Genomic DNA, 23,042 nt, shown 5'->3' with positions numbered 1-23,042 from the left:
GGGCCGATCGCGCTCAGTCGTCCTCGTCGGCCCCGGGCTCCAGCTCGGCGTCGTCGTCGCCGTCCTCGTCCTCATCCTCGTCGTCGTCGGCAAGGTCGTCGTCGTCGGCCTCGTCGAGGTCGTCGTCGTCCTCGCGCGGCTCGTACTTCAGATCGATGCCGATGTCGCCGAGCTGGGTCTCGAGGAGCTCGAAGAGCTCGTCTACGTCGTCGCCCCCCCACTCATCGAGCACGTCGGTCAAGAACTCAAAAAAATCACCGCTGTCCAGACGACGCTCGATCTCTTCGACCTGCTCCTCCGAGAACGCCTCGAGGACGTCCTCGCGCAGCGCTTCGGTGTCGCCTTCCTCAACGGCATCCGCCGCAGAGAGGCGGATCTGCTTTACGGCACGCTTGTCGAGGTGAATCTCCATGAAGGTGGCTTCGTTTAGGCGACCCTCGCAGCTGCCGTCAAGCGGCGTATGGTGTCGAGCTTCAAGAGACCGCTCGCCTCCCCCTTCCGTCGCGTCTTTTCCTGGGGGCGCGCCGAGACGCGAAGGGGGCGCGGCGGGCACGCAGAGGCGCGGAGGTGCCCCAGGCGGGCGCGCACCTATGTCGGCGCCGGCGCGTCCCCGCCCCCACACGGCGCGCGCCCGCACGGCGAAGGAGCGTTGCCGGCGGCAGATCTCTCGCGTATCTCAAACAACTCGTGCGTTTGCGATCTCCGCCCGGCGCGCTCTCGGCCGCGATCATCGCGGCCGGCGCCCTGCTGTCCTTGACAGCGCGGGCCGCGCCTCCGCACCCCCAAGCCGAGGGCGCCCTCCACGACGCCGCGCCAGGCGCTCCCGCCGGCGGCCGGACGGGAAGAGGCCCCGGCGAAGGGGCCGAGGACGGCCGCGCCACGCCCGACGGGAGCGCTCGGCTCGACGCGGCAGGGGGCGAGGCCGCCGCCGAGCACGAGCCATCACCTGACGTCAAGCCGCGCGTCGAGCTCGCCTCCCGACCGCCGCCGCTGCACGTCGAGTACGTGCAGTACGGCGTCGCCCTCGTCGCCGAGATGAGCCTCGATCCTGGCGCTGCCTGCCCGCGCTCCGGGCCCCTCTACGCGTGCATCCTGGGCAGCGGAGGCGGGCTCGCGATCCGCGGCGGATACCGCTCGCCGGGCCCCTGGTACTTCGGCGGCGCGTACCAGTTCACCAAGATGGACTCGAGCAACCTCTACCGGCTTGGAATCTTCCAGCAGCTCCGGGCCGAGATGAGGTACCTGCCGGACATCGGCTACCGGGCGGCTCCCTATTTTTCCGCCGGGATCGGCGGCGTCGCCTACGGGAACGAGTGGGGCGTCGAGACGGGCGGCGCGCTCATCTTCGGCGGCGTCGGGGTCGAGCTGGAGGTCTCGCGCCGCGCGGTGCTCGGCGTCAGCTGCGTGTACCGGCCGGTGCTCCTCGCTGGCTGGAGGGACACGGCCAACTACGAGCGGGCCACCGCCATCGCGCAATTCGTCGGCTTCGAGCTCCTTCTCGAGGTGCGGACCGAGGTCGGCCGGCGCTGAGCGGTTCCCCCTGTCCGCTCGAGAGAACGCACCGGCTACTTGACTCGACCGTCGCTCCGCGGTCCCCTCGGCAGCGTGATCTGCGATGTGTGCGGCCGCGACAACGCTGGCGATCTGACGTTCTGTCAGGATTGCGGTCGACGGCTGAAGGCTCGAGAGGCGCGGGTCGTCCCGCCGACGCCGCCGAGCGGCTTGCCGCAGGTGTCGCTCCCGGCCCTGCCCGCGCCCGCGCAGGCCGAGGCGCCGCCGGCGAACGACGCCCGCGCGGCCGCCAGGGCGCCGGGGCCCCGCGGCGCGCCGGGGCGCCTTCGCCCGGAGGCGCCCGTGTTCTCCTTCAGCCCGCTCAGCTCGGCGAGGACGGAGCCAGCGATGCCGGCGGTGCACGGCCGCGCCGAGGGCGCCACGCGCCCGGCGCGCGAGGGCGCCGCGACGCCGGCTGCTGGCGCGCTGGACAGCGCGATCCAGATGGTGCCAGCCCTGCAAGGGCCGAGAGTCACCGAGCGGGGTGACGCGCCCGCGCCGCCCGGGACGCCCGCGACGCCCTCGATCACTGGCGCGATCCTGGGGCTCTCCTGCGCGAACTGCAACGGGGAGAACCCTCCGGGCTACCGCTTCTGCGTGACGTGCGGCGCGGCGCTGAACAGGAGAGATGGCGGAGCGCCGGCGGGCGCCCCGCAGCCGGTGAGCCAGGTGTCGAAGCGCGCCCGGGGAGAGCGCGGCGAGCCAGGCACCGCGCTCTCCCCTGGCGCGCCGTACATGGCGCCCCCGCCCCACGAGGAGATCGGGACGACCGCGCGAGGTCTCCACGACGTCACGCCCGCCGCGGCCCGGCACGCGCCGCCCGCGGAGGCCGCGCCGCCGCCAGCGGCGCGCGACGAGCGCTCCGGCGCCGGAGACGCGCATCCACGGGCCGGCGCGCCGACCAGGCCGGCTCCGCCCCCGCTGCCCCCGGTCGCCCTGCCCCCAGCGCGGCTGCCCCCGCCCGCGGCCAGCGGGAGCAACGCGGACAAGATCGTCGGCTCGCCGGTTGTCGACATCGCGTCGTCGCAGCGGGCTCCCGTCCCGCCCGTCGAGTGCGCGCGCTGTCGCGGTCAGTGCCTGGCGGGCACGCGGTTCTGCAAGTATTGCGGTGCGCCCCTCGAGGGCGAGCGGCCCGCCTCCGAGCGCCCGTCCAGGGCCGCCTCCGAACGCCCGCAGCCCGCGCCCGCGCTCGCCCCGGACGCCCGGCGCGACCCGCAGCGGCCCCCGCAGACAGCCGAGCCCGCCGGGCCGATCTCGGCCGAGGCGAGCAGCGCGCCGCCAGCCTCCCAGCGGCCGCTCGCGCCGCTGCGCGCGTCCCTCTCGGTTCGCCCGCCGGCGTGGGTTCCGGCTGACACCCAGCCGACCCGAGCGCTCGAGGGCAAGCTCATCGTGATCGTCGAAGACGGGACCGAGGGGAAGAGCTTCCCCCTCGCGGGGCCGCAGATCGACATCGGCCGAACCGAGGGGGATATCCTCCTCGAGGACGACCAGTACGTCTCGCCGCGGCACGCGCGGATCATCCCGCAGGAAGGGTCCTGGGTTCTCCGTGACCTGGGCAGCGTCAACCGCATCTACCTCCGCATCCGGAAGACGCACCCCCTCCGAGATGGCGACTTGCTCCTCCTGGGCCTCGAGGTGTTACAGTTTCAGACCGTGAACGACGGCGAGCGAGGCCTCGGCCATGCCATCCAGCATGGAACGTTGCTGTTTGGCTCGCCCGCCATCCACCGCCGGGCGAGACTCTGCCAGCGGACGGTGGAGGGCGTGACGCGGGACGTGTACCACCTCTACCGGGATGAGACGGTGATCGGACGGGAGACGGGAGACATCGTATTCACGGCCGATCCGTTCCTCTCGCGACGCCACGCCGCCATCCGGAGGAACCCGGCCACGGGGGAGTTCACGCTCAGCGACCTGGACTCGTCGAACGGGACCTACGTCGCCGTCCGCGAGGACGTCAGCCTCCTCGATCGCGATTTCGTGCGCATCGGGCAGCACCTGTTCCGCGTGGATCTCCCCCGATGAGCGACCAGACCGTCCGCGAAACGCCGACCGAGGCGCTGGAAGTCGAGGGGCTCCCCGGCGCGACGTCCGCAGGAACCGACTCGAGCAGCCACGCCGGCAAGGCGCTTCATGACTCCCCGCACGGCGCCGCGTCGCTCGAGCCCGGCAAGGCGGGGTCTGTGGAAGCAGGCAAGCCCGTGAACTGGAAGCCCCCGCCGCCCAAGACGCGTCCGGCCGCGAACGCCGCGCACAAGGCTGGCATCGCCGTGAAGCCCGTGAAGGCGCCCAGCACATCGAGCCCGGAGAAGGTCGGGCGGAAGCTCCCTCCGCCGCCGCGGGTGCGGCTCACCGCAGGCGGCTCGCGCGAGGAGGACACGGATGGAAGCGCCGCACGGTCGGACGACCTCGGAGACGCAGTGACCCCCGATGCTCCGCCGGCCGCCGCTCAGGCGCACGCCTCGCTCGCGGCCGCTTCGTACGACGGCGCGCTCGACGAGACCCCCGCCGTGGAGGCCGCCCACGGCGGCGCTGCCGGGCGCTTCGCGGGCGAGGCGCCGGGGGATGGCGAGCCGGACGAGGGCGGGCAGCGCCCCGACGGCATGGACGGCGCGGCGACACCGCCCGACGAGCCGCGTCGCCCCGAGGTCGTGCTGCGGCTGTTCGGCCGGACCGACGTGGGCCAGGTCCGCGAGCACAACGAGGACAACTTCATCGTCGCGGATCTCACGAATGCGAGCCGCGGCCTGATGGAGATGGATCGCTACCAGGTCGTCGGCGAGCGGGGCGCCCTGCTCGGCGTGTGCGACGGCATGGGCGGCGCCGCGGCCGGCGAGGTCGCGAGCCAGCTCGCGGTCGACATCATCTACCAGCGGATGAGCGTCGCCGGTCCCCCGGAGAACCACGACGAGCTCGCGGCGCGGCTGGTGCAGGCGATCGAGGCGGCAGGCCTCCGGATCTTCAGCGAGGCGAAGCTCGATCGGACCCGGCGGGGGATGGGGACCACCTCGACCATCGCCGCGCTGATGGACGATCACCTGTTCCTCGGCCAGGTCGGCGACAGCCGCGCGTACGTCCTCCGCGGCGATCGGCTCGTGCAGGTGACGCGCGACCAGTCGCTCGTGAACCAGCTCATCGAGGCGGGCCAGCTCACCGAGGAGGAGGCCGAGACCTTCGAGCACAACAACATCATCCTCCAGGCGCTCGGCACCGCGGACTCGGTGCAGGTCGACCTCACCTTCGTGGAGCTCAAGCGGGGCGACACGCTGATGCTCTGTTCCGACGGGCTCTCGGGCATGGTGCGGAACGAGGAGATCCGCGAGGTGCTGCGGAGCGTCGACGATCCGATCGAGGCCTGCAAGGTGCTGACGGATCGGGCCAACCAGGCGGGCGGGCACGACAACATCACGGTGGTGGTCGCGAAGTTCGACGGCGACGGGCTCGCCCTGCCGGAGCTCGAGGACATCGAGGACCTCCGCTACCAGAAGTACGCGCTGCCCGAGCACCTCCTGGCCCAGAACGCCGCCGCGTCCGAGCCGGCGCGCAAGGTGAAGGAGCTCGACGAGAAGAAGATCTCGCAGCGCCCCCCCTCGCCGAAATCGTGGCTGAGCAGCGCGGACAGCGACATGGACGACGACGGAGACGACTACGACCACGTCGCCTCGCCCCTGCCGGCCGACGACGCGCTGGACGAGCGCAAAGCCCGCGCGCCCGTCCAGGGCGACGAGCCGATCATGATCCCGACCGACGGCGCGCCGCAGTGGCTGGTGATCTTGATGATCGTGAGCGCCGTCGCGTGCGTTACCATCGCCGGCTACTACCTGCTTCGTTAGGGTGCGCGTAGCGCACGTGCGCGCGCCCCCCACCGCGATGCTGCGCAGCAACGACAAGCGTGGCCGGCAGACCCCGGCCGCCCCGCAGGAAGAGTGGCCCTCCGGGCGCCCGGACGCGGACGGCCGCGTCGACGTCGAGACCGCGCAGCGCATCGTCAAGGATGCCGTCGTGCAGGCGATGCGGCGCGAGGAGAAGGCGCTCGCGCTCGTGCGCGCCAAGGCGGACGAGGCGAGGCGCAAGGTGTCGCGCCACAACCTGATCCTCGGGCTAGGCGTCGCCGCGGCGCTCGTCGCCGTGGCCGTGGCGTTCGTGGTCACCTACCGGTCGCGCCAGGCGGCCGACGCGCTGGCGCGCGAGGTCGGCCTCGGGATCGCGCCGGCGGCGCGCCCGTCGGGCGCGATCCCGGAGCAGGTGCTCTCGGGGCGCGCCATCTTCGAGCAGAACAGGCTGGCGCTCTACGTGATGGGCTACAAGGTGGACAACCGCATCGGCGGCTGCTGCTCGGCGTTCGCCATCGCGCCCGATCTGCTCGCGACGAACGCGCACTGCGTCCGCGACTGCCGCGCCCGCGGCGGCACCTCGATCGTCACGCAGAACGACTCGATGGGGAAGATCCGCTTCCCCATCGTCGCGATGTCGGCCCACCCGGCGTACAAGCCGGGGCAAGCGGGCGCCGGCTCGCCGGACGTCGCCCTGCTCCGGATCGCCGGCAAGGCGACGCGCACGGTGAAGCTCGCGAACGACGCCGAGCTGCGGGCCATCGGGCCGGGCGACGACGCCTACGTCATCGGCTTCCCCGGTCGCCTGATGGACCCGCTGAGCCCCTCGGCGACGTTCCTGGAGGGCCGCATCGGGCGCGTGACCGGCATCGACGAGGAGGCGACGACGCCGGACCGAGCGGTCCTGATCCAGCACGACGCCGTCACGCGCGGGGGCAACAGCGGGAGCCCCATCTTCAACCAGTACGGGCACGTCATCGGCATCCACGCGGCGCACATCGACGACGAGGACAACGTCACGATCGACGGCCGGAAGGCGACGGTGACGCAGAGCTCGCCGTTCCGCATCGGGATGCGGATCGATCTGCTGCAGGGGGTCCCGGCGCCGTGATGTTACGCGTCGTACATACCTTCGGGCGCAACGCCGGTTCTGTGGAGATCCATGACCGGCGCGCGGTGCGCTTCGGTCGAGCGCCGGACAACGACGTCGTCTTCGACCCGAACCACGATCGCGACGCGAGCAGCCACCACGCCGAGGCGCGCCTCGAGGCGGCTGGCTGGGTGCTCTACGACCTCGACAGCCGCAACGGGACCTACGCGGGCGGGCAGCGGATCAAGCGGCACCCGATCGCGTCGGGCGACGAGATCACGTTCGGCGCCAAGGGCCCGCGGGTGCGGCTGGAGCTCGTCGAGCGCCGCACGTCGGGTCCGCCGCAGGCGCACGCTGTGGCCCATCACCCCTCTCCTGCCGCCGCTTACCCTGCGCCAGTGACGGGCCATCCCCCGCCCGCCGCGTACCCCGTGCCTACTGCGGGCTACTCCGCGCCCGCTGGATACCCGGCGCCCGCTGCGTACCCCGCGCCCGCTGCGTACCCCGCGCCCGCCGCGTACCCCGCGCCCGCTGCATACCCGGCGCCCGCTGCGTACCCCGCGCCCGCTGCATACCCGGCGCCCGCCGCGTACCCCGCGCCCGCTGCCGCCCCCCCTGGGCACGTCCCGGCGGCGCCGCCCGCCGGAGCTCGGCGGGTCGGCGAGCGGACGATCGCCATGATGATCTCCTCGGCCGTCGCGGCCGCCACGGGGCGCGCGAAGCCCCGCGGCACCGTCGAGATCAACGCCATGCTCCACAAGGAGGTGCACGCCGCGACGGCAGGCCAGCGCCGCACGACCTACATCCTCGCCGCGCTCCTCGTGATCGCGCTCGCCAGCCTCGCCGCGCTCATCGTCTACAACCGCTCCTCCCACGACGAGATCAGCCAGCTCCGGGAGGAGCTCGCGGGCCTCTCGCCGGAGGACCCCCGGCGCAAGGAGATCGAGCGCCGCCTCGGGACGCTCCACCCCTCGAACGCGAACTTCGGGCGCAACCTCCACGATCGCTCCAGGAAGGGGATCTTCATGCTCGCCGCCGGGCGCGAGGGGTTCTGCACGGCGTTCGCGGTGCGGCCCTCCGTCCTCGTGACGAACGCCCACTGCATCACCGCGGCCAAGCGCCGCGGCGGCGCGATCGCGGCGCTCGAGAACGAGGGCCGGGGCCAGATAAGCTTCGCCGTGACCGGCATGCGGACGCACCCGCAGTACCGCGACAGCGCGGATCAGCTCACCCCGGACATCGGCACCGTCACGATCGCCGGGCGCGCGGCCGCCGTGCTCGAGCTCGCGACGCGGGAAGAGCTCGCCGCGTCCGGCGCCGGCGACGACGTGTACCTGATCGGCTTCCCGGAGCGGCTCACGGACACCGCGAACCCCGTCGCCACGTTCCTCGCCGCCAACATCGGCCGGATCACGGGCGCGAACGGCCGGCCCGCGCCCGCGGCGGAGGCCTGGCTGATCCAGCACGACGCCCGCAGCACGAGCGGCATGAGCGGGAGCCCCATCTTCAACGGCCAGGGCAAGGTCATCGGCATCAACGCCGGCGGGTACCTCGAGGGCAACGACGAGACGATCTCTGGCCAGAAGATGGAGGTGGTAAAGGCCTCCCCCTACAAGTTCGGGATGCGCATCGACCTGCTCGACGCCATCCTGCGCTGACACCGGGCCGAGAGAGATGCTCCGCCACGCGCTCCGCAGGCTCCTCTGGACGCTGCCGACCCTCGTCGGCGTCTCGCTGCTGACCTTCTTCGTGCTCTCCTTCGTCCCGGATCCGACGGACGATCCGCTCCTCGCCAGCTCGCTCTCCAGCGCGGAGCTCGCGCGGCTCCGCCGGGAGCGCTTCCTCGACCTGCCGCGCTTCATCAACCTGGCGCCGCGCGACGTGCGCCTGCGCGCCCTCGCGGCCGCGCAGGCCATCGCGGCCGGCGGCGACGACGCGGCGGCCGCCGCCGACGAGCTGCGGCGCCTCGGCGGCGCCGCGCTGCCGCACATCCTGCCGCTCGACGCGCTCGCGCCCGAGCCGCGCACCCGCGTCGCGCTCGCGCTCGCGCCCGTCGCGGCGCGGATGGGCCTGCCGCGGGCCGACGACGCCGCGGACCCGGCGCACGCGGTCGCGTTCTGGACGCGCTTCTGGGACGACCGCGGCATCGAGTTCCGGAGCGCGTCGGTCCGGAGCGCCGTGCGGCGCCTGGTCCGCTACGGCTCCGCGTCGCGCGCCGCCGAGCTGCTGGAGCTCGACACGTTCGCCCTGCAGGCGGTGATCGCCGCGCTGCCGCCGCCGCGCGACGCCGCCACGCTCGAGCAGGCGCGCGCCCTCGTCGACGTCGCGGCCCACATCGCGGAGATCGACGACCGGATCGCCCCGGGCGACGACCTCGCGGAGGCCCGCGCGTGCGTCACGCGGTGGAGGTCGTTCTGGAACGTGTACCGCAGCGACTTCGAGGTGTTCACCGGCCCGGCGCAGCTCGCGGCGACCGTGCTCGAGACCCGCTACGGCAAGTGGGCGCTCGGCGCGGTCACCCACCGGCTCGGCGTCGCGGCGACCGGAGAGCCGGTGCTCGACGAGCTCGCGCGGCGCGCGCCCGTCACCCTCGCGCTCGTCTTCGGGGCGATCGCGCTGGCCTACGCCGTGGCGATCCCGCTCGGCGCGCTCAGCGCGGCCTCGCAGGGCCGGCGGAGCGACTCCGCGATCGCGGCCGCCGTGCTCACCGCCGCCGTCCTCCCGACCGCCGTCGTGGCCGTGGCCGCCGCGCTCCTCTCGGGCGGCGCGCGGACCCTGCTCCTGCCGACGTGCATGATCGCGCTCTCGCTCGTCGCCGCGCCGACGCGGCAGCAGCGCGCCGCGCTCGTCGCGGTCCTCACGCAGGACTTCGTCCGGGCCGCGCGGGCGCGCGGCGCCGGCGCCGCGCGCGCCATCGCCGTCCACGGGCTCCGCAACGCCGTGCTCCCGGTCGTGACGCTCGCCATGCTCGAGCCGCCGATGGCGCTCGGCGGCGCCTTCGTCGTCGAGCGCGTCTTCGAGCTCCACGGGCTCGGCGAGCTCACGCTCCTCGCCGTGCAGGCGCGCGACGTGAGCTGGCTCATGGCCATCTCGATCGGCGCCGCGGCCATCGCCGCGCTCGGCGTGATCGCGACCGATCTCGCCTATGTGCTCGTCGATCCGCGGCTCGGCCCGGCGGTGCTCTCGCGGAGGAGCGAGGCGTGACCCACGCGACCGCGTTCCTCCGCCGCATGGTGGGCAGCAAGCGCGTCGCCATCGGCGCCGTGCTGCTCGGCGTCCTCGCGCTGCTCGCCATCTTCGCCGAGCTCCTCGCCGCCCCCGCGCCCATCGCCTGCTTCGGGCCGGGCCGCGCGGAGATCCTGCCCGCGGTCACCGAGGGCGCCGCGCTCGAGTCGCTCACCGAGGCCGAGCTCAGGGTGCGCTTCGAGGGCTTCGCGATCTGGCCGCCCATCCGCTACGGCCCGGAGCAGCGCACCGACGCCGGCCCGAACGCGTCGCCCTCCCTCGACCACCCGCTCGGCACGGACTTCGAGAGCCGCGATCTCGCCGCGCGGCTGATCTACGGCGCCCGAACGGCGCTCGGCCTGTCGCTCAGCGCGGTGCTCGTGGGCATGTTCCTCGGCGTCGTGCTCGGCGGGCTCGCGGGCACGCTGCGCGGCGTCTGGAACGACGGCCTCGTCCGCCTCGTCGAGACGGTCGACACCTTCCCGGCGATCCTCGTCGTGGCCATCGTGCGGGCGATCGAGCGCGAGCCCTCCGCGCTGTCGCTGGTGCTCGCGGTCGCCTTCGTCCGCTGGGCGGAGATCGCGCGCCTCGTGCGCGCCGAGGTGCTGCGCGCGTCGAGCGAGGAGTACGTGGCGGCCGCGCACGCGCTCGGCAGCACCCGGCTGCGCGTCTTCTACCGCCACATCCTCCCGAACGCGCTCGGCCCCGTGATCGTGAGCTCGGTGCTCGGCGTGGCGTCCGTCGTCCTGCTCGAGGCGGCGATCTCGTTCCTCGGGATGGGCGCGCCCGCGCGCGTGGCCTCGTGGGGGGAGACGCTGGGCCAGGCGGCGCGGCACCCGAGCGAGATCCGGCTGCTCGTCTTCCCTTTCGTGCTGCTCCTGGCGACGGTCGGCGGCTCATACCTCATCGCCGACGCCCTGCGCGACTCCATCGATACACGCACCGTGCGCACGCGCGTCCCGCGCTGACGGGGCGGGGCGCGGGGGCCGCACGTCCGCAGGCGCCGCCGGCCGTGCAGCGCTCTCGCGTGCCGAAATTGCGCTGAAATCGCGTTCATCTCCGCGATCTCGGCCGCGGAGCCCTCGCGCCGCTCGATCTCGCAGGAAAGGCCCGCTATGAATTCGCCCGCCATGGCCGTTCCCGAGATCAACGAGCAGGAGTTCGAGCGCGAGGTGCTCCGCAGCGAGTTGCCCGTGCTCATCGATTTCACCGCCACCTGGTGCGGACCGTGCAAGACGGTCGCGCCGGAGGTCGACGCCATCGCGCGCGAGCTCGAAGGCAAGGCCAAGGTGGTCAAGGTCGACATCGACCGGTCGAAGCGCATCGCCACCACGCTGCGCATCCAGTCCGTCCCGACGTTCATGGTCTTTCATCGAGGCCGCCCGGTGGCCGCCGAGCAGGGCGTCCTCAACCGAAAGCAGCTCCGCGAGCTGCTCGATCCGTTCCTCCCGCGCGCCGAGGGCGCCATCCGGGCCGCCGAGCTGGCGCAGCTGATCCGGGAGGGTCAAGTGGTCCCCGTGGACACGCGCGAGACCCCCGCCTACGGCCGCGCCCACATCCCGGGCGCGGTGCACATCCCGATCGAGGAGATCGAGGGCCGGCTCGCCGAGCTCCACATGCTGGCCGGCGCGCCCGTCCTCTATTGCCGCTCCGGCGACAAGTCGAAGGACGTCGCCGCGAAGCTCGCCGAGGAGGGCGTGCCCGTCGCGTTCCTCGAGGGCGGCTTCCTCTCGTGGGAGGCCGAGGCGCTCCCGATCCAGCGCCCCGACTGACCGCTGCCGCAGGGTGACGCAGCGCCGCTCGGCGAGCTCGGCGCCGCGCGGCAGCACCCTGCGCGGCGCGGCGTCACCCCTTGGCGGCCGACAGCGCCGCCGAGACGACCTCGCGCACCGGCACGCCGTGCGTCCTCGCCGCCGCGGCGCAATCGTCGAACTCCGGCTTGATCTGCGGCGGCCCGAACGGCCCCTCGCTGATCTTCACCCGGATGGCTCCGTACGCCGTCTGCACCGTGATGATCCGCCGCGGCCGCTCGGTGCGCGCGACCGGGATCTTCCGTAGCCCGATGCTGGTCGTCTCGCGGAGCAGCGCCGTCGCGACGGCGTCGGCCTGGGGGGCGGCCGCGAGCGCCGCGATCGTCAGGGCGGGGCGCCCTTTCTTCATGGTGATCGGGGCCGCCCAGGCGTCGAGCGCGCCCGCCGCGAACAGCGCCTCGATCGCGTGCCCTGCCACCTCGCCCGTCAGATCGTCGACGTTCGCCTCGACGATCACGTGCGACGCGCTGCCGAGGCTCTCGTCTCCACCCGTGCGCGTCCCGAGCACGACCCGCAGCAGGTTGGGGCGGTCCGGCAGCTCGCGCTGACCGGCGCCAAAGCCGATCCGATCGGGGGCGAACGTCGGCCAGCGCTCGAACCGGGTCGCCAGCGTGGCGATGATGGCCGCGCCGGTGGGCGTGACCAGCTCGGCGTCGAGCTCGACGCCGTAGGTCGGGACGCCGCGGAGGCACGCGACCGCCGCGGGCGGCGGCAGCGGGAGGATCCCGTGCCGCGCCTTCACGAACCCGCGCCCCATGGGCAGCGGCGATCCGACGACCTCCGCCCCGATGTGCACGATCGCCGCGGCGGAGCCCACGATATCGACGATCGCGTCGACGGCGCCGACCTCGTGGAAGTGCACGTCTTCCAGGCGGATCCGGTGCACGGCGGCCTCCGCCTCGCCGAGGCGCCGGAAGATCCGGCGCGCCAGCGCGGCGACCGGTGGATCGAGCGGCGCGGCGGCGAGCATGGCGTCGATGGATCCGTAGGTGCGCTCCGGCTGCGCCGCCTCGACGTGCACGTCGAACGAGGTCGCCACGATGCCGCTCCGATGGGCGTGCCCGCGGTGCAGGTGGAACCCATCGAGCGGCAGCGCGGCGACGGCGCGCTCGATGACGAGGAGGGGCACCCCGAGATCGAGCAGCGCGGCGATGGTCATGTCGCCCGCGATCCCGCTGAAGGCGTCGAAGAACAGGACCTTGCCCGTGCCCGCGCCCTCCTCGAGGAGCGGCGCGCGCGGATGGTCGTGCGCGTGCCCGTGGTCGTGATGGCCCCCGTGCGCGTGCCCGTGATGGCCCCCGTGCGCGTGCCCGTGATGGCCCTCGTGCGCGTGCCCGTGGTCGTGATGGCCCCCGTGCGCGTGCCCGTGGTCGTGGTGGCCCTCGTGCGCGTGCCCGTGGTCGTGATGGCCCTCGTGCGCGTGCCCGTGGTCGTGATGGCCCTCGTGCGCGTGCCCGTGGTCGTGATGGCCCCCGTGGTGGAGCTCGTCTCCGTGCGCATCCCCGTGCGCGTGGTCGTGATCGTGCCCGTGTCCCATCTCTCGCCTTCTCCGTTCCCCGGGCGCCTTCGCGGCGCGGCGCTCCCGCGGTCGCGCTCGTTCCGAGCTACTCCTTCGGCAACATGCGATGCGCCACCATCGCCGCGCCGAAGCCGCTGTCGATGTTGACCACGGCGACTCCGGAGGCACACGACGTGAGCATGGCGAAGAGCGGCGTGAAGCCGCCCAGGGCCGTGCCGTAGCCGACCGACGTCGGCACCGCGATCACCGGCGCCGCCACGAGCCCGCCGACCACGCTGGGCAGCGCCCCTTCCATGCCCGCGACCACGATCACGGCCGACGCCTTGCGCAGCTCCTCGACGCGATGGAGGAAGCGGTGCAGCCCCGCGACCCCCACGTCGTACAGCCGCTTCGCCTCGAGGCCCACGGCGCGCAGCGTCTCGATCGCCTCCTCGGCGACCGGCAGATCGCTCGTGCCCGCGGTCACGACGGCGACCGCCCCGGCGGCGCGCTTCGGCGGCGGCGCGACCTCGATGCTGCCGGTCCGCGCGAGGGGCACATAACGGAACGCGGGCAAGAGCGCCGAGACCGCCGCGCCCTTCGCGGCGTCGACCCGGGTCACGAGCACGTTCTGCCCCGCCCCCGAGATCTCCCCGGCGATCAGGGCGATCTGCTCGGGTGTCTTCCCTTCGCCGAAGATCACCTCGGGGACGCCCTGCCTGAGCGCGCGGTGGTGATCGACGGTCGCGACGCCCAGGTCCCGGAAAGGCAGCCCTCGGAGGGCATCGAGCGCCTCCTCGACGGCAAGCTCGCCGGTCCGAACGCGCTCAAGCATCTCCCGGACGAGGCGCGGCTCCATGCGCGCAGCCGCTTAGCGCGGCGGCGTCCCCAGAGCAAACGTTCCGCCCCGCCTGCCCAGCGGCGCCCGGAAGAGCCCTTGTGTGGGCCGCTCGAGCCGTCCTGGTCAGGAAAAGGTCCAGGCACTTTGCTCAGGAGGGGGCGACAGGACTACTTTCGGCGCCGCGTGCCCGCCTTCGTCGCTCCCCTCGTCGGCTTTGCTCTCGGTGCGCTGCTCGCCTGGTTCAGCGCTGCAGCCCCTCACCGCCTGGGCGCGCTGCGCGCGGCGGAGCCTCGGCTAACGCCGGGCGCGCGCGCTCGGCCGCTCGCGCTCGTCTCCTTGTTCGCCTGCCTCGTCTTCGCGCCGGTTTGCGCGTACTTCCTGGTGTTCGCCCCTGATTGGAGCTTCGCGTACCTCGTCGACACGCGTCGCATCCCGTCCGCCGTCGACCTCGTGCTCGTCCTCGTCAACGCCGCCTCGGTGCCCGCCGGGTTCGCCGCCGCGAATCGCTTCGCCGGGAGCGCTGGCGGCAGGTGGACCGCGCAGCGCGCGGTCCATGCGCTCGCCGTCCTCGCCGGCGCGCCGCTGTCGATCGCCTTGTTCGCCGTCCTGGCCCTGTCCCGGCGGCTCGCGCTCGACGGCACCTACCGGCAGGTCGAGGGCGACTTCGGCGTCCACCCGGTCGCCGGCGGTCCGCTCGGGTATGCGCTCCTCTGGATGTACACCATGCTGGCCGGCGGCTTCGCTGTCACCGTGAGCGCCCTGCTCCGGCGCGAGCCCCCGGGCGGCGCGCCGAAGGTCGAGCCCTCCCCCGGCGCGCGCCCCCGCGCCGTCCCGAGTGAGCCAGCGCCTGAGGTCGTTCCCCCCCGGCCCGCCTCGACACGCCCTCAGCGGCGGCTCGGCGTCGGCAGCGGCGGGCGCTCCAACCGGCCGGGCTGAGACGCCCCTCGTGCGCGCGGGGCTGAGACGCCCCTGGCGCGCGGGTAGGCGACCGCGTCACCGCGTTGACGGAGCCAGCCCGCTCCACCACCCTGTCGCCCCATGTCCGAACGAGCCCGCGTGGAGCAGCAGGTCGAGGAACTCATGGAGCTCGCCGAGCAGGTGGTGACGCGCGCCAGGAAGGGCGGCGCCGACGTCGCGGAGGCGATCGCCCGCTCCGGCTCCGAGCTCACCACCAAGGTGCGCCTCGGCGAGCCCGAGCTCGTCGAGGAGGCCGTCCACAAGGGCCTCGGCATGCGGATCATCAAGAAGCAGCGCGTCGCGCTGACCTCGACGTCCGACCTCACGCCCCGCGGCATCGATCGCTTCGTGGCGGACGCGCTCGAGCTTGCCGACATCTCCCAGGAGGACGCGTTCGCCGGCCCCGCCGATCCGGAGCTCATCGCCAAGGGGCCGTTCCCCGCGCTCGATCTCTACGATCCCTCGGGCGGCGAGGTCACGGCCGCGCAGGCGATCGACATCGCGCGCCGAGGCGAGCAGGCCGCGCGCGACGCCGACCCGCGGATCACGAACAGCGAGGGCGCGACGTTCTCGCGGAGCGCGGGCGCCTTCGCCCTCGTCCTGTCCGGCGGGTTCCGCGGCGGCTTCGCCGGCTCGTACGCGCAGCTCGTGGTCTCCCCGATCGCCGATGACAGCGGCGACAAGAAGCGCCGCGGCTTCTACTTCACCGGCCGGCGCCACCTCGCCGACCTGGACGCCCCGGACGCCGTGGGCCGCGAGGCGGCGCGCCGGACGCTGCGCAAGCTCGGTGCCCGCAAGGTGGCGACCTGCGAGGCGCCCGTCGTCTTCGACCCGGACGTCGCCCGGTCGATGCTCGGATTGATCGGCTCCTGCATCATGGGCAGCTCGATCTGGCGCAAGTCGAGCTACCTCGTCGGCCGCGAGGGGACGCGCATCGCCAGCGATCTCATCACGATCGTCGACGACCCGCTGATCCCGCGCGCGCCCGGCTCGCGCCCGTTCGACGGCGAGGGCCTCCTCGCCCGGCGCAACGTCGTTGTCGAGCAAGGCATCCTGAAGACGTACCTCTGCGACAGCTACAGCGGCCGGAAGCTCAAGCGCCCGCCGACCGCCAGCGCCTCGCGCGGCGCTGGCGGCGGAGTCGGGCCGTCCACGTCGAACTTCCTCCTCCAGCCCACGTCCACGCCGGCGGCGGAGATCGTGCGTTCCACGCCGCGCGGGCTGTACGTCACCGAGATGATGGGCTTCGGCTTCAACGCCGTGACCGGCGACTTTTCCCGGGGTGCGTCCGGCTTCTGGATCGAGAATGGAGAGCTCGCCTATCCGGTGAGCGAAGTAACCATCTCACTCAACCTTGACGAGCTCTTGCAGCGGATCGACGCCGTCGGGGACGATCTGGATCTCCGGACGTCGACGTGCTCACCGACGTTCCGGGTCTCCTCCATGACCATCGCTGGAAGCTGAAGCGCCTCCGTCCGAAGAGCGTTGCTCCTCGGGCGCGTCTTCTTCCAGGAGATTTCGAAGCGGACTCGACAGCGGGGTTGCGAGCGACCCATCAACCGGCCCCGGGTTGTGCTGCTGAGGGGTTCTGACCTCAGCGGCTCGCTCTGCAGTGCTGCGGCTCCTGGCGGAGCCTCCTCGGGCGCGACCGGCCGTCCTAGCCCAGCCCCTTCTGCTGGGCGTAGGACGGCCGGGGCCCTGCTCAGCGCGAGGACCCGCCTGCGGCGAGGCTCCGCGGCGGCTCTTCCGACGCCGGACCGCTCGCCGCCTGGAGGGGCGTCGCCGTCTGCGCGGCTGCTTCGGGCACGAGGAAGCCCTTCAGCTGCTGCGCGTCGCTCCGACCGATCCGGCCGACGAACGACGGCAGGCTGATCGGCTCATCCGACAAGGCGACGAAGGTCCCCTGCGAGTTCGCTCGATGGAGCGCCTCGAAGAGGGAGGGGACGTCCACGTCGCTGGACACCGCCCGCACGTCGACGATGTACACGTCCGCGGGGTCCGCCCCCGCGAAGATCAGCGCGTCATACGGGTGGCTCGCGTGCCGGATGGGCACGCCTTCCCCGAGGGCTCGCGCCACGTGGGCCATCGTATCCTTGGTACCGATGGCCATCATCGACTTGGAGGTCGCCTTGGCGAGCTCCCTGGGCACCGAATAGCCCCATGCACGGAGGAACTCTGCCACGTCCGCAGCCTTGAAGCGCAAGTGTCTCCCCGGCGTACGGAAATGGGCAATCCTCCCCCGATCTACCCAGTTATGGATTGTCTTCAAGTCGACCTCGCACAAGGCTGCGAGGTCCGATGCCGTCAACAGCTTTTCACGAACACCAGCCATCGCCGAACTCCACGCGAAAGGCACCTGCCGCACAGCTCGCGTTCACAGCGCGGCAGCGTCTCCTCAGGTGGCGGCCCCCCCACCCGTCTGTCTACTCGATTGAAACCTAGCTCTCATAGACGGGTCCGTCACCCGCTTTGCTCGAATTTTCTCGGCCCCATGGCGAGTTCGCCCCGCGCGGAGGCAAACTCCCCATCCTTCAGGGGATCTCCTTGTTCATTATGTTCACGCGACCGGGCGTCGGCCAGGTGGTCGCGAAGGAGCCAGCCGAGCCGTCTGGAGCGCGCGGAGCGACGCGGGCCAGGCTCATTCCCGGCTTTGGTACGGGCGCGGCGGGCGACCTGGACAAGACAGCACCTCCTCGATCCTTCAGTTTGAGCGGTTCTCCCGAGTTCGACAGCCCGTGGCTGCCAAGTTTGGGGACGCGGAGAAGAAGCGTCTCGGGAGGAGGCGGAGGGTCGAGCTCATCATCAGAAACGTAGTCCTCGTTGACGACCAGAGCGTACGCGCCGGGCATGAACGAAATAGGGGGCAATTCGGTCTCACCACCCACATCGGCGAGTACAACCCCTGTGAGCTCAGCAGGGACGTCACTGTCATTGTAGAGCTCGATCCACTCCTGCCCTGGCTCTGGCCCGACGGGGTTCGCCAGCACCTCGTTGATGATCACATGGGGCATGGGCGCGAGCGTCATGGCCGAGAACGTCCGGCGCTCCACGACCCCGGCGTTGTCGACGGTCGCAATGGCGAGCTCCACGGGGCTCGAGGGCGGCAGGGGAGCGAGGACGAACGGCTCGCCCGGCGGTACCGCGAGGACTTCGTCGAACCCCGCGCCCGCGATCGCCCAGAGCAGCGGCGCATCCGCCGAACGAACGAGGATCCGATCGTCGGCGACCCGAGCACAGCCCGGCCCGAGCGCGAGCTCGTCCGGCGCACACGCCGCCGCAATGGCGGGAAGCGGATCCGATTCCATCATGAACGGACGTGGATCGAGGCTCACTGCTGTCGGCTCGCCCGGGAGCGCGACGGGAGGCCCCACGAGGCGCACGCCGTCGGCCTCGGGCGGCGCCGTGGCGGTCGGCTCCCCTTCGAAGCGCAGGCAGCGCGCGCCGATGTCGTCGACGGCGCCGCGGCGCAGCTCGCCCGCCGGTCCGCCAGGCGCGAGCGTCGCCGCGGCGACCACCTCCGGGAGGGGCGCGTCGCCGCACCACACCCCCAGGCCGAGGGTCGCGCCGGCGTCGGGCGGCGGCCAGAGCCGTGAGAGCACGGGCGGCGAGCCCTCCGCGGCGATCTGGATGTGGTGCGAGAACACAGGGCTGCCGCTCGCGATGGCGTAGGTCTCCCCGGGCGCGAGCGGGGCGAGCGGCGCCACGGTCAGCGAGAGGTCGCCAGGGGGTGTCCCGTTCAGCCAGGCGATCGAGGGGACGACGCGCTCCGACAGCGCCGTCGACAGCTCGCCTCGCTCTATCTGCCGGAGGTGCGCCGCGCTGAGCTTGCCGCGGACGACCAGCGCACGGGCGGGATCGACGCTCCCGAGAGCGGCGCCGGGGAGGAGCACCCGCGCCCGCAGCACCGGAGGCGCGGCGTCCAGCGGCGCGGCGGGCTCGATCTGGAGCTCGGGGCCCGGGTCTGCGGGGCCGGCGACCTCGGCGTCCTCTTCGTCACCGCCTTCATCGAGTTGCGGTGGAACGACGAGCTCCGGCGCGCAGGACAGGGGTGAGGCCACGAGCGGCGTGAGCGCGAGCGCAAGCGGCAGCGCGCGGAGCGCGCGGGGGGTCCACGAGGGGCGAATCGGGCAACGATGGGTCATGACGCGGAGTTCGGCGGGAGCTCGCTGCCGGTTGCTCGACGTCGCTTTCTTTTTTCGAGGCCGCTACCCTCGCCTCGCATGGCCCCCGAGGACATCAAGAAGCTCCGGCAGGAGCTCGGCTGCACGGCCCGCGAGCTCGCCGGAGCGCTGGGCATCGAGCAGGAGACCGTGCTCGCGTGGGAGCACGGAGATCTCTTTCCTACGAAGCGCTTCGTGGGAATGATGGAGGAGCTGCGACGAAAAGGTCCGGAGGCGATCCCCCGCAAGAAGAGGAGACAGGTCGCCGCCTCGCCGCTCCAGCTGCTCGCCGATCCCGAGCTCTGGCGGCTCTTCCGCAAGCTCCTCGCCCACCCCGAGCTGAGGAGCGCCGCAACGAAGCTGGCCGAGGCCTATCCGGATCCGACGGATGCTGCACCGCCGTGAGCGACGCGGCAACGCACTGGACGTTCAGACAAGGGTGAACGTTCAGTCCTCGTCATCTTCGTCGTCCTCGTCATCTTCGTCGTCCTCGTCCTCGTCCTCGTCCTCGTCCTCGTCGTCTTCGTCGTCCTCGTCGTCTTCGTCGTCCTCGTCTTCGTCGTCCTCGTCCTCGTCGTCCCCGTCCTCTTCGTCCTCTTCCTCGTCCCCGTCCCCGTCCTCTTCGTCTTCGTCGTCCTCGTCCTCGTCGTCCTCGTCGTCCTCGTCGTCCTCGTCGTCCTCGTCGCGCCGTTCCTCTGCGACGTCGTTGGCGTGCTGGAAAGCGTCCTTTGCAGCAGGCTCACCAAGCGCTGCGTCCGCTCCCACGACAGAGATCTCCTCAGACATTTCGTCTTCCCTTGCGTCCATCGCGACCTCTCCCTCCCGCGGCGCAGCAGACGACGCGCCGACGTCTTCCGATAGGTTCTCGCCCCCACTGGCGGCGCTCGTCCGGAGCGATCCCTCCGCGCCGGCGAAGCTCTCCTGTCCCGACGTCACCACCCCCGTCTCGGGCGGCTCTTCGCCGAGCTCACGCTCATAGGCACGGCGCGACTCCTCGGTCAGCTCGGTGAACTCGCGCAGGGTGGGCAGCTCGCCGAGCGCCTTCAGGCCGAAGAACTCGAGGAACTGCGCCGTCGTGCCGTACAGCATCGGACGCCCAGGCTCGTCCTTCTTGCCCAGGATCCTCACGAGATCACGCTCCAGGAGCGACTTGAGCGCCGCGCCGGAATCCACACCGCGGATCTCGTCGATCTCGGGCCTCGTGATCGGTTGCCGGTACGCGACGATCGCGAGCGTCTCGGTCTGGGCGCGAGACATCTTGACCGGCTTCTGCTCTGTCACCTCGCGAACGAAGGGCGCAAATGCGGGGCTCGTTCGAAAGACGTACCCTCCGGCGACCTCGTCCAGACGAAATCCTCGTCCGTCGTACTCCGCGACGAGCTCGGCCAGCAACTCTCGCACGACGCGGTGCTCTGCGTTCGCCGAACGCGCGAGATCACGCGCCGGCACCGGTCGCTCCGCGACGAAGATGAGCGCTTCCAACACTCCCTTCAGGTGCTTGCGCGCGACGGCAGAGAGCCCGGGCACCGTGGTTGCGCTCCGGACAGGAACGTCGGCGCGGCGCGCCGGATGACCGAGCTGGTCCCATGCGCCAGCGCGGAAGCGAGCGACCGGATCTTGCCGTGTCCCTTTCGGTGCGCGTGGCTCCTTCTTCCCGCCCCTCGGCCGCTTCGTTCCGCCGAGCCATGCGTGCGCCCCCGCCCTCAGCCGCGCTGGCGTGGCCTGCGCGCTCGCCTTGGCCGGCGTGCCCTGCCCCGCCGTCTTCGGTGCGCGTGGCTCCTTCTTCCCGCCCCTCGGCCGCTTCGTTCCGCCGAGCCATGCGTGCGCCCCCGCCCTCAGCCGCGCCGGCGTGCCCTGCCCCGCCGTCTTCGGTGCACGTGGCTCCTTCTTCCCGCCCCTCGGCCGCTTCGTTCCGCCGAGCCATGCGTGCGCCCCCGCCCTCAGCCGCGCTGGCGTGGCCTGCGCGCTCGCCTTGGCCGGCGTGCCCTGCCCCGCCGTCTTCGGTGCGCGTGGCTCCTTCTTCCCGCCCCTCGGCCGCTTCGTTTCGCCGAGCCATGCGTGCGCCGCCGCCCGCAGCCGCGCCGAAGCGCCCTGACCTGTCGTCGTCTTCGCTATGCGCCGCCGCTTCGCCGCGGCATCAGCCACCGTCACGGCCACTCCCTGCGTCTACCTCATCCACCTCTGTCGGCGGCGCTGCGAAGTCCTCGGCGGTCGAGTGCGCGTTCGGGCCCACAACCGCATCGCGCTCCGCCTCATCCGGAGCCGGACCGGCATCGGCTTCCGCCGCGTCCACCGCAGGCTCGCCCCCGGCGACGTCGTGCGCACGACTCGCCTCCTCCGCCATCCCGGGAAGCTCCGTCCCCGATACTTCGCCGCTCGATTCCTCAGCTGGCTCGGCCAGCTCCGGGCCCGTCGGTTCGCCGGTCGGTGGCTCCGCGGCCTCTGCCAGGTCCGTGTCACCCGCCTCGACGTTCCTCTCGTCCACGGGCTCCACCAGCTCCGACCACGCCGGTTCGCTGCTCGACGCCTCCGCTGCTTCCGCGGGCTCCGGTTCTGCCTCCGCGACGCTGACGTCCTCCACCTGCTCCACAGGCTCGATCAGCTCCGACCACGCCGGTTCGCTGCTCGACGCCTCCGCTGCTTCCGCGGGCTCCGGTTCTGCCTCCGAGACGCTGACGTCCTCCACCTGCTCCAGGGGCTCGGCCGGCTCCGACCACACCGGTTCGCTGCTCGACGCCTCCGCAGGCTCAGGTTCTGCCTCCGCGACGCTGACGTCCTCCACCTGCTCCAGGGGCTCGACCGGCTCCAGGCTCTCCGGTGCGCCGCTCGGCGCCCCCACGAGCTCCGCTTCCGGCAGTTCTCCGCGCGTCTGCTCGATCGGCTCGACGAGCTCCGGCCCAGCCGGCTCGCTTCGCCCCACCTCGACCGCCTCCGCGACCTCGCTCTCCGCGGCAGAAGGCGGCGCTCCTGCCTCCTCGCTCCCCGCCGTCTCGAGCCGCTCCGCCACCGGCGCGACGTCCTCGAATCCGTCATCCGCCACCGGCGCGCCATCGGCTGCCGCGAGCTGGATGTGAATCGGCGCCAGCGGGTCCGTCTGATGGACCCGGATGAGCCTCAGCTTGCACATCTCGAGCACGGCCAGGAACGTGATGACGACCTCGAAGCGAGGGATCACTCCCCCCTTCGAGACGCTGTCGAGCAGCAGATCCTCGAACCGCACGGCGCGCCGCACCGAGAGCTTCTCCGTGAGCTCGACGATGCGATCCGTGATGCTGATGCGATCGAAGACGACCTCATGGTCAATCTGGACGTTCGTCCGCTTCAGCACGCGCTCGAAGGCGTCCAGCAGGCTGAAGATGGCCGTCTGCGCGAACGGAGCCGGGCCCTTCGGCACCTCGCTCTCGCTCATGCCGCGCGTGAACACGTCGCGCCCGAGCGTCCCGCGCTCGCTCAGGTCGGCCGCGGCGACCTTGTACTTCTGGTACTCCAGGAGCCGCCGGACGAGCTCCGCCCGCGGATCCTCCTCCTCACCCGGCATCCCGTCGTCGTCCTGCCCCGCAGGCACGCTCGGCAGGAGCATCTTCGACTTGATGTGCGTCAGCGTCGCCGCCATCACGAGGTACTCGCTCGCGAGGTCGATCGAGAGCGAGCGCATGATCTTCAGGTATTCGAGGTATTTCTCCGTGACGAAGCTCACGGGGATGTCGAGGATGTCGAGCTCGTGCTGCTGGATGAGGTGCAGCAGCAGGTCGAGCGGCCCCTCGAACGTGGGGAGCGTGACGACGTACTCGCCCTCGCGCGGCCCTGCATCGGCCGCCGGCGAGGCGACCTCCCGGGGCGGCGAGGCGGCCTCCCGGGCCAGCGAGGCGGCGCCCTGGCGCGCTGCGGGCACAGGGGCGGCGCCCGCGTTGCCGCGCCCTTTCCCGCTGCGCGCCCGTGCTGCACCCGCCTTGGAACCGCTCACGCCGCGACCGTAGTCGCAAGGCGCCGGTCGGTCCACGTCCGAGCGTCCTCGGGCGCCGCGGCGCGCCGAAACGCCGCTCCGTCCGAGAATTTATGGCGGGAGCGGTGCTAGG

18 protein-coding genes are annotated in these 23,042 nt (G+C 72.4%); 11 read left to right on the top strand and 7 right to left on the bottom strand.

Annotated elements, in window-relative coordinates:
* Positions 1–13 precede the first annotated feature (13 nt).
* Positions 14–412, bottom strand: coding sequence for a hypothetical protein (locus WMF46_RS11270; RefSeq protein ID WP_437985613.1), 399 nt, complete (start codon positions 410–412; stop codon positions 14–16).
* 275 nt (positions 413–687) lie between these two features.
* Here WMF46_RS11270 and WMF46_RS11265 point away from each other — a divergent pair, with 275 nt between their 5' ends.
* The 8 genes from WMF46_RS11265 (at position 688) to trxA (ending at position 11,471) form a co-directional block, all read left to right on the top strand.
* On the top strand, positions 688–1,530 hold the full coding sequence (locus WMF46_RS11265) for a hypothetical protein (RefSeq protein WP_437985612.1): 843 nt from the start codon (positions 688–690) through the stop codon (positions 1,528–1,530).
* A gap of 39 nt (positions 1,531–1,569) precedes the next feature.
* Positions 1,570–3,576, top strand: coding sequence for an FHA domain-containing protein (locus tag WMF46_RS11260; RefSeq protein WP_437985611.1), 2,007 nt, complete (start codon positions 1,570–1,572; stop codon positions 3,574–3,576).
* Positions 3,573–5,384 carry a Stp1/IreP family PP2C-type Ser/Thr phosphatase gene (locus WMF46_RS11255; protein WP_437985610.1) on the top strand — a complete coding sequence of 604 codons (1,812 nt, stop codon included), beginning with the start codon at positions 3,573–3,575 and terminating at the stop codon, positions 5,382–5,384. The genes WMF46_RS11260 and WMF46_RS11255 overlap by 4 nt, the downstream gene beginning before the upstream one ends.
* Before the next feature lie 16 nt (positions 5,385–5,400).
* The gene (locus WMF46_RS11250; protein WP_437985609.1) at positions 5,401–6,495 is read left to right on the top strand and encodes a S1 family peptidase; all 1,095 of its coding nucleotides are present in this window, start codon (positions 5,401–5,403) and stop codon (positions 6,493–6,495) included.
* A 41-nt stretch (positions 6,496–6,536) separates the two neighbouring features.
* Complete coding sequence (locus WMF46_RS11245) at positions 6,537–8,132, top strand: trypsin-like peptidase domain-containing protein (protein WP_437985608.1); 1,596 nt, start codon at positions 6,537–6,539, stop codon at positions 8,130–8,132.
* Between the two features lie 16 nt (positions 8,133–8,148).
* The gene (locus WMF46_RS11240; RefSeq protein ID WP_437985607.1) at positions 8,149–9,678 is read left to right on the top strand and encodes an ABC transporter permease subunit; all 1,530 of its coding nucleotides are present in this window, start codon (positions 8,149–8,151) and stop codon (positions 9,676–9,678) included.
* Positions 9,675–10,667 (top strand): ABC transporter permease, encoded by a 993-nt coding sequence (locus tag WMF46_RS11235; RefSeq protein WP_437985606.1) that lies wholly within the window; start codon positions 9,675–9,677, stop codon positions 10,665–10,667. The genes WMF46_RS11240 and WMF46_RS11235 overlap by 4 nt, the downstream gene beginning before the upstream one ends.
* A gap of 162 nt (positions 10,668–10,829) precedes the next feature.
* A complete protein-coding gene (trxA, locus tag WMF46_RS11230) occupies positions 10,830–11,471 on the top strand; it encodes a thioredoxin (protein ID WP_437985605.1) in 642 nt (213 codons plus the stop codon).
* Positions 11,472–11,544: 73 nt separating this feature from the next.
* On the opposite strand, the gene larC is transcribed toward trxA, so the two are convergent.
* Positions 11,545–13,047: a nickel pincer cofactor biosynthesis protein LarC gene (gene larC, locus WMF46_RS11225; RefSeq protein WP_437985604.1), complete on the bottom strand. Its 1,503-nt coding sequence runs from the start codon at positions 13,045–13,047 to the stop codon at positions 11,545–11,547.
* Between the two features lie 67 nt (positions 13,048–13,114).
* Positions 13,115–13,867, bottom strand: a complete 753-nt coding sequence (gene larB / locus WMF46_RS11220) for a nickel pincer cofactor biosynthesis protein LarB (protein ID WP_437985603.1) — start codon at positions 13,865–13,867, stop codon at positions 13,115–13,117.
* A gap of 165 nt (positions 13,868–14,032) precedes the next feature.
* On the opposite strand from larB, the gene WMF46_RS11215 reads away from it, so the two are divergent.
* Together WMF46_RS11215 and WMF46_RS11210 are read left to right on the top strand one after the other, a co-directional pair.
* The gene (locus tag WMF46_RS11215) at positions 14,033–14,785 is read left to right on the top strand and encodes a hypothetical protein (protein ID WP_437985602.1); all 753 of its coding nucleotides are present in this window, start codon (positions 14,033–14,035) and stop codon (positions 14,783–14,785) included.
* Between the two features lie 102 nt (positions 14,786–14,887).
* On the top strand, positions 14,888–16,270 hold the full coding sequence (locus WMF46_RS11210; protein ID WP_437985601.1) for a TldD/PmbA family protein: 1,383 nt from the start codon (positions 14,888–14,890) through the stop codon (positions 16,268–16,270).
* Between the two features lie 238 nt (positions 16,271–16,508).
* On the opposite strand, the gene WMF46_RS11205 is transcribed toward WMF46_RS11210, so the two are convergent.
* Together WMF46_RS11205 and WMF46_RS11200 are read right to left on the bottom strand one after the other, a co-directional pair.
* Positions 16,509–17,138, bottom strand: coding sequence for a helix-turn-helix domain-containing protein (locus WMF46_RS11205; protein WP_437534721.1), 630 nt, complete (start codon positions 17,136–17,138; stop codon positions 16,509–16,511).
* Between the two features lie 199 nt (positions 17,139–17,337).
* Positions 17,338–18,948, bottom strand: a complete 1,611-nt coding sequence (locus WMF46_RS11200; protein WP_437985600.1) for a lamin tail domain-containing protein — start codon at positions 18,946–18,948, stop codon at positions 17,338–17,340.
* A 78-nt stretch (positions 18,949–19,026) separates the two neighbouring features.
* On the opposite strand from WMF46_RS11200, the gene WMF46_RS11195 reads away from it, so the two are divergent.
* Positions 19,027–19,371 (top strand): helix-turn-helix domain-containing protein, encoded by a 345-nt coding sequence (locus WMF46_RS11195; protein ID WP_437985599.1) that lies wholly within the window; start codon positions 19,027–19,029, stop codon positions 19,369–19,371.
* Between the two features lie 42 nt (positions 19,372–19,413).
* On the opposite strand, the gene scpB is transcribed toward WMF46_RS11195, so the two are convergent.
* Positions 19,414–21,117 carry an SMC-Scp complex subunit ScpB gene (gene scpB / locus WMF46_RS11190; protein WP_437985598.1) on the bottom strand — a complete coding sequence of 568 codons (1,704 nt, stop codon included), beginning with the start codon at positions 21,115–21,117 and terminating at the stop codon, positions 19,414–19,416.
* Positions 21,104–22,930: a segregation/condensation protein A gene (locus WMF46_RS11185; protein ID WP_437985597.1), complete on the bottom strand. Its 1,827-nt coding sequence runs from the start codon at positions 22,928–22,930 to the stop codon at positions 21,104–21,106. The genes scpB and WMF46_RS11185 overlap by 14 nt, the downstream gene beginning before the upstream one ends.
* Between the last annotated feature and the right edge of the window lie 112 nt (positions 22,931–23,042).

It is taken from the genome of Sorangium sp. So ce117 (genome assembly GCF_051524395.1).
Lineage (GTDB): Bacteria > Myxococcota_A > Polyangia > Polyangiales > Polyangiaceae > Sorangium > Sorangium cellulosum_B.
Note: the sequence above shows the minus strand (reverse complement) of the source record. Positions and strands in the feature narration are given on the sequence as shown.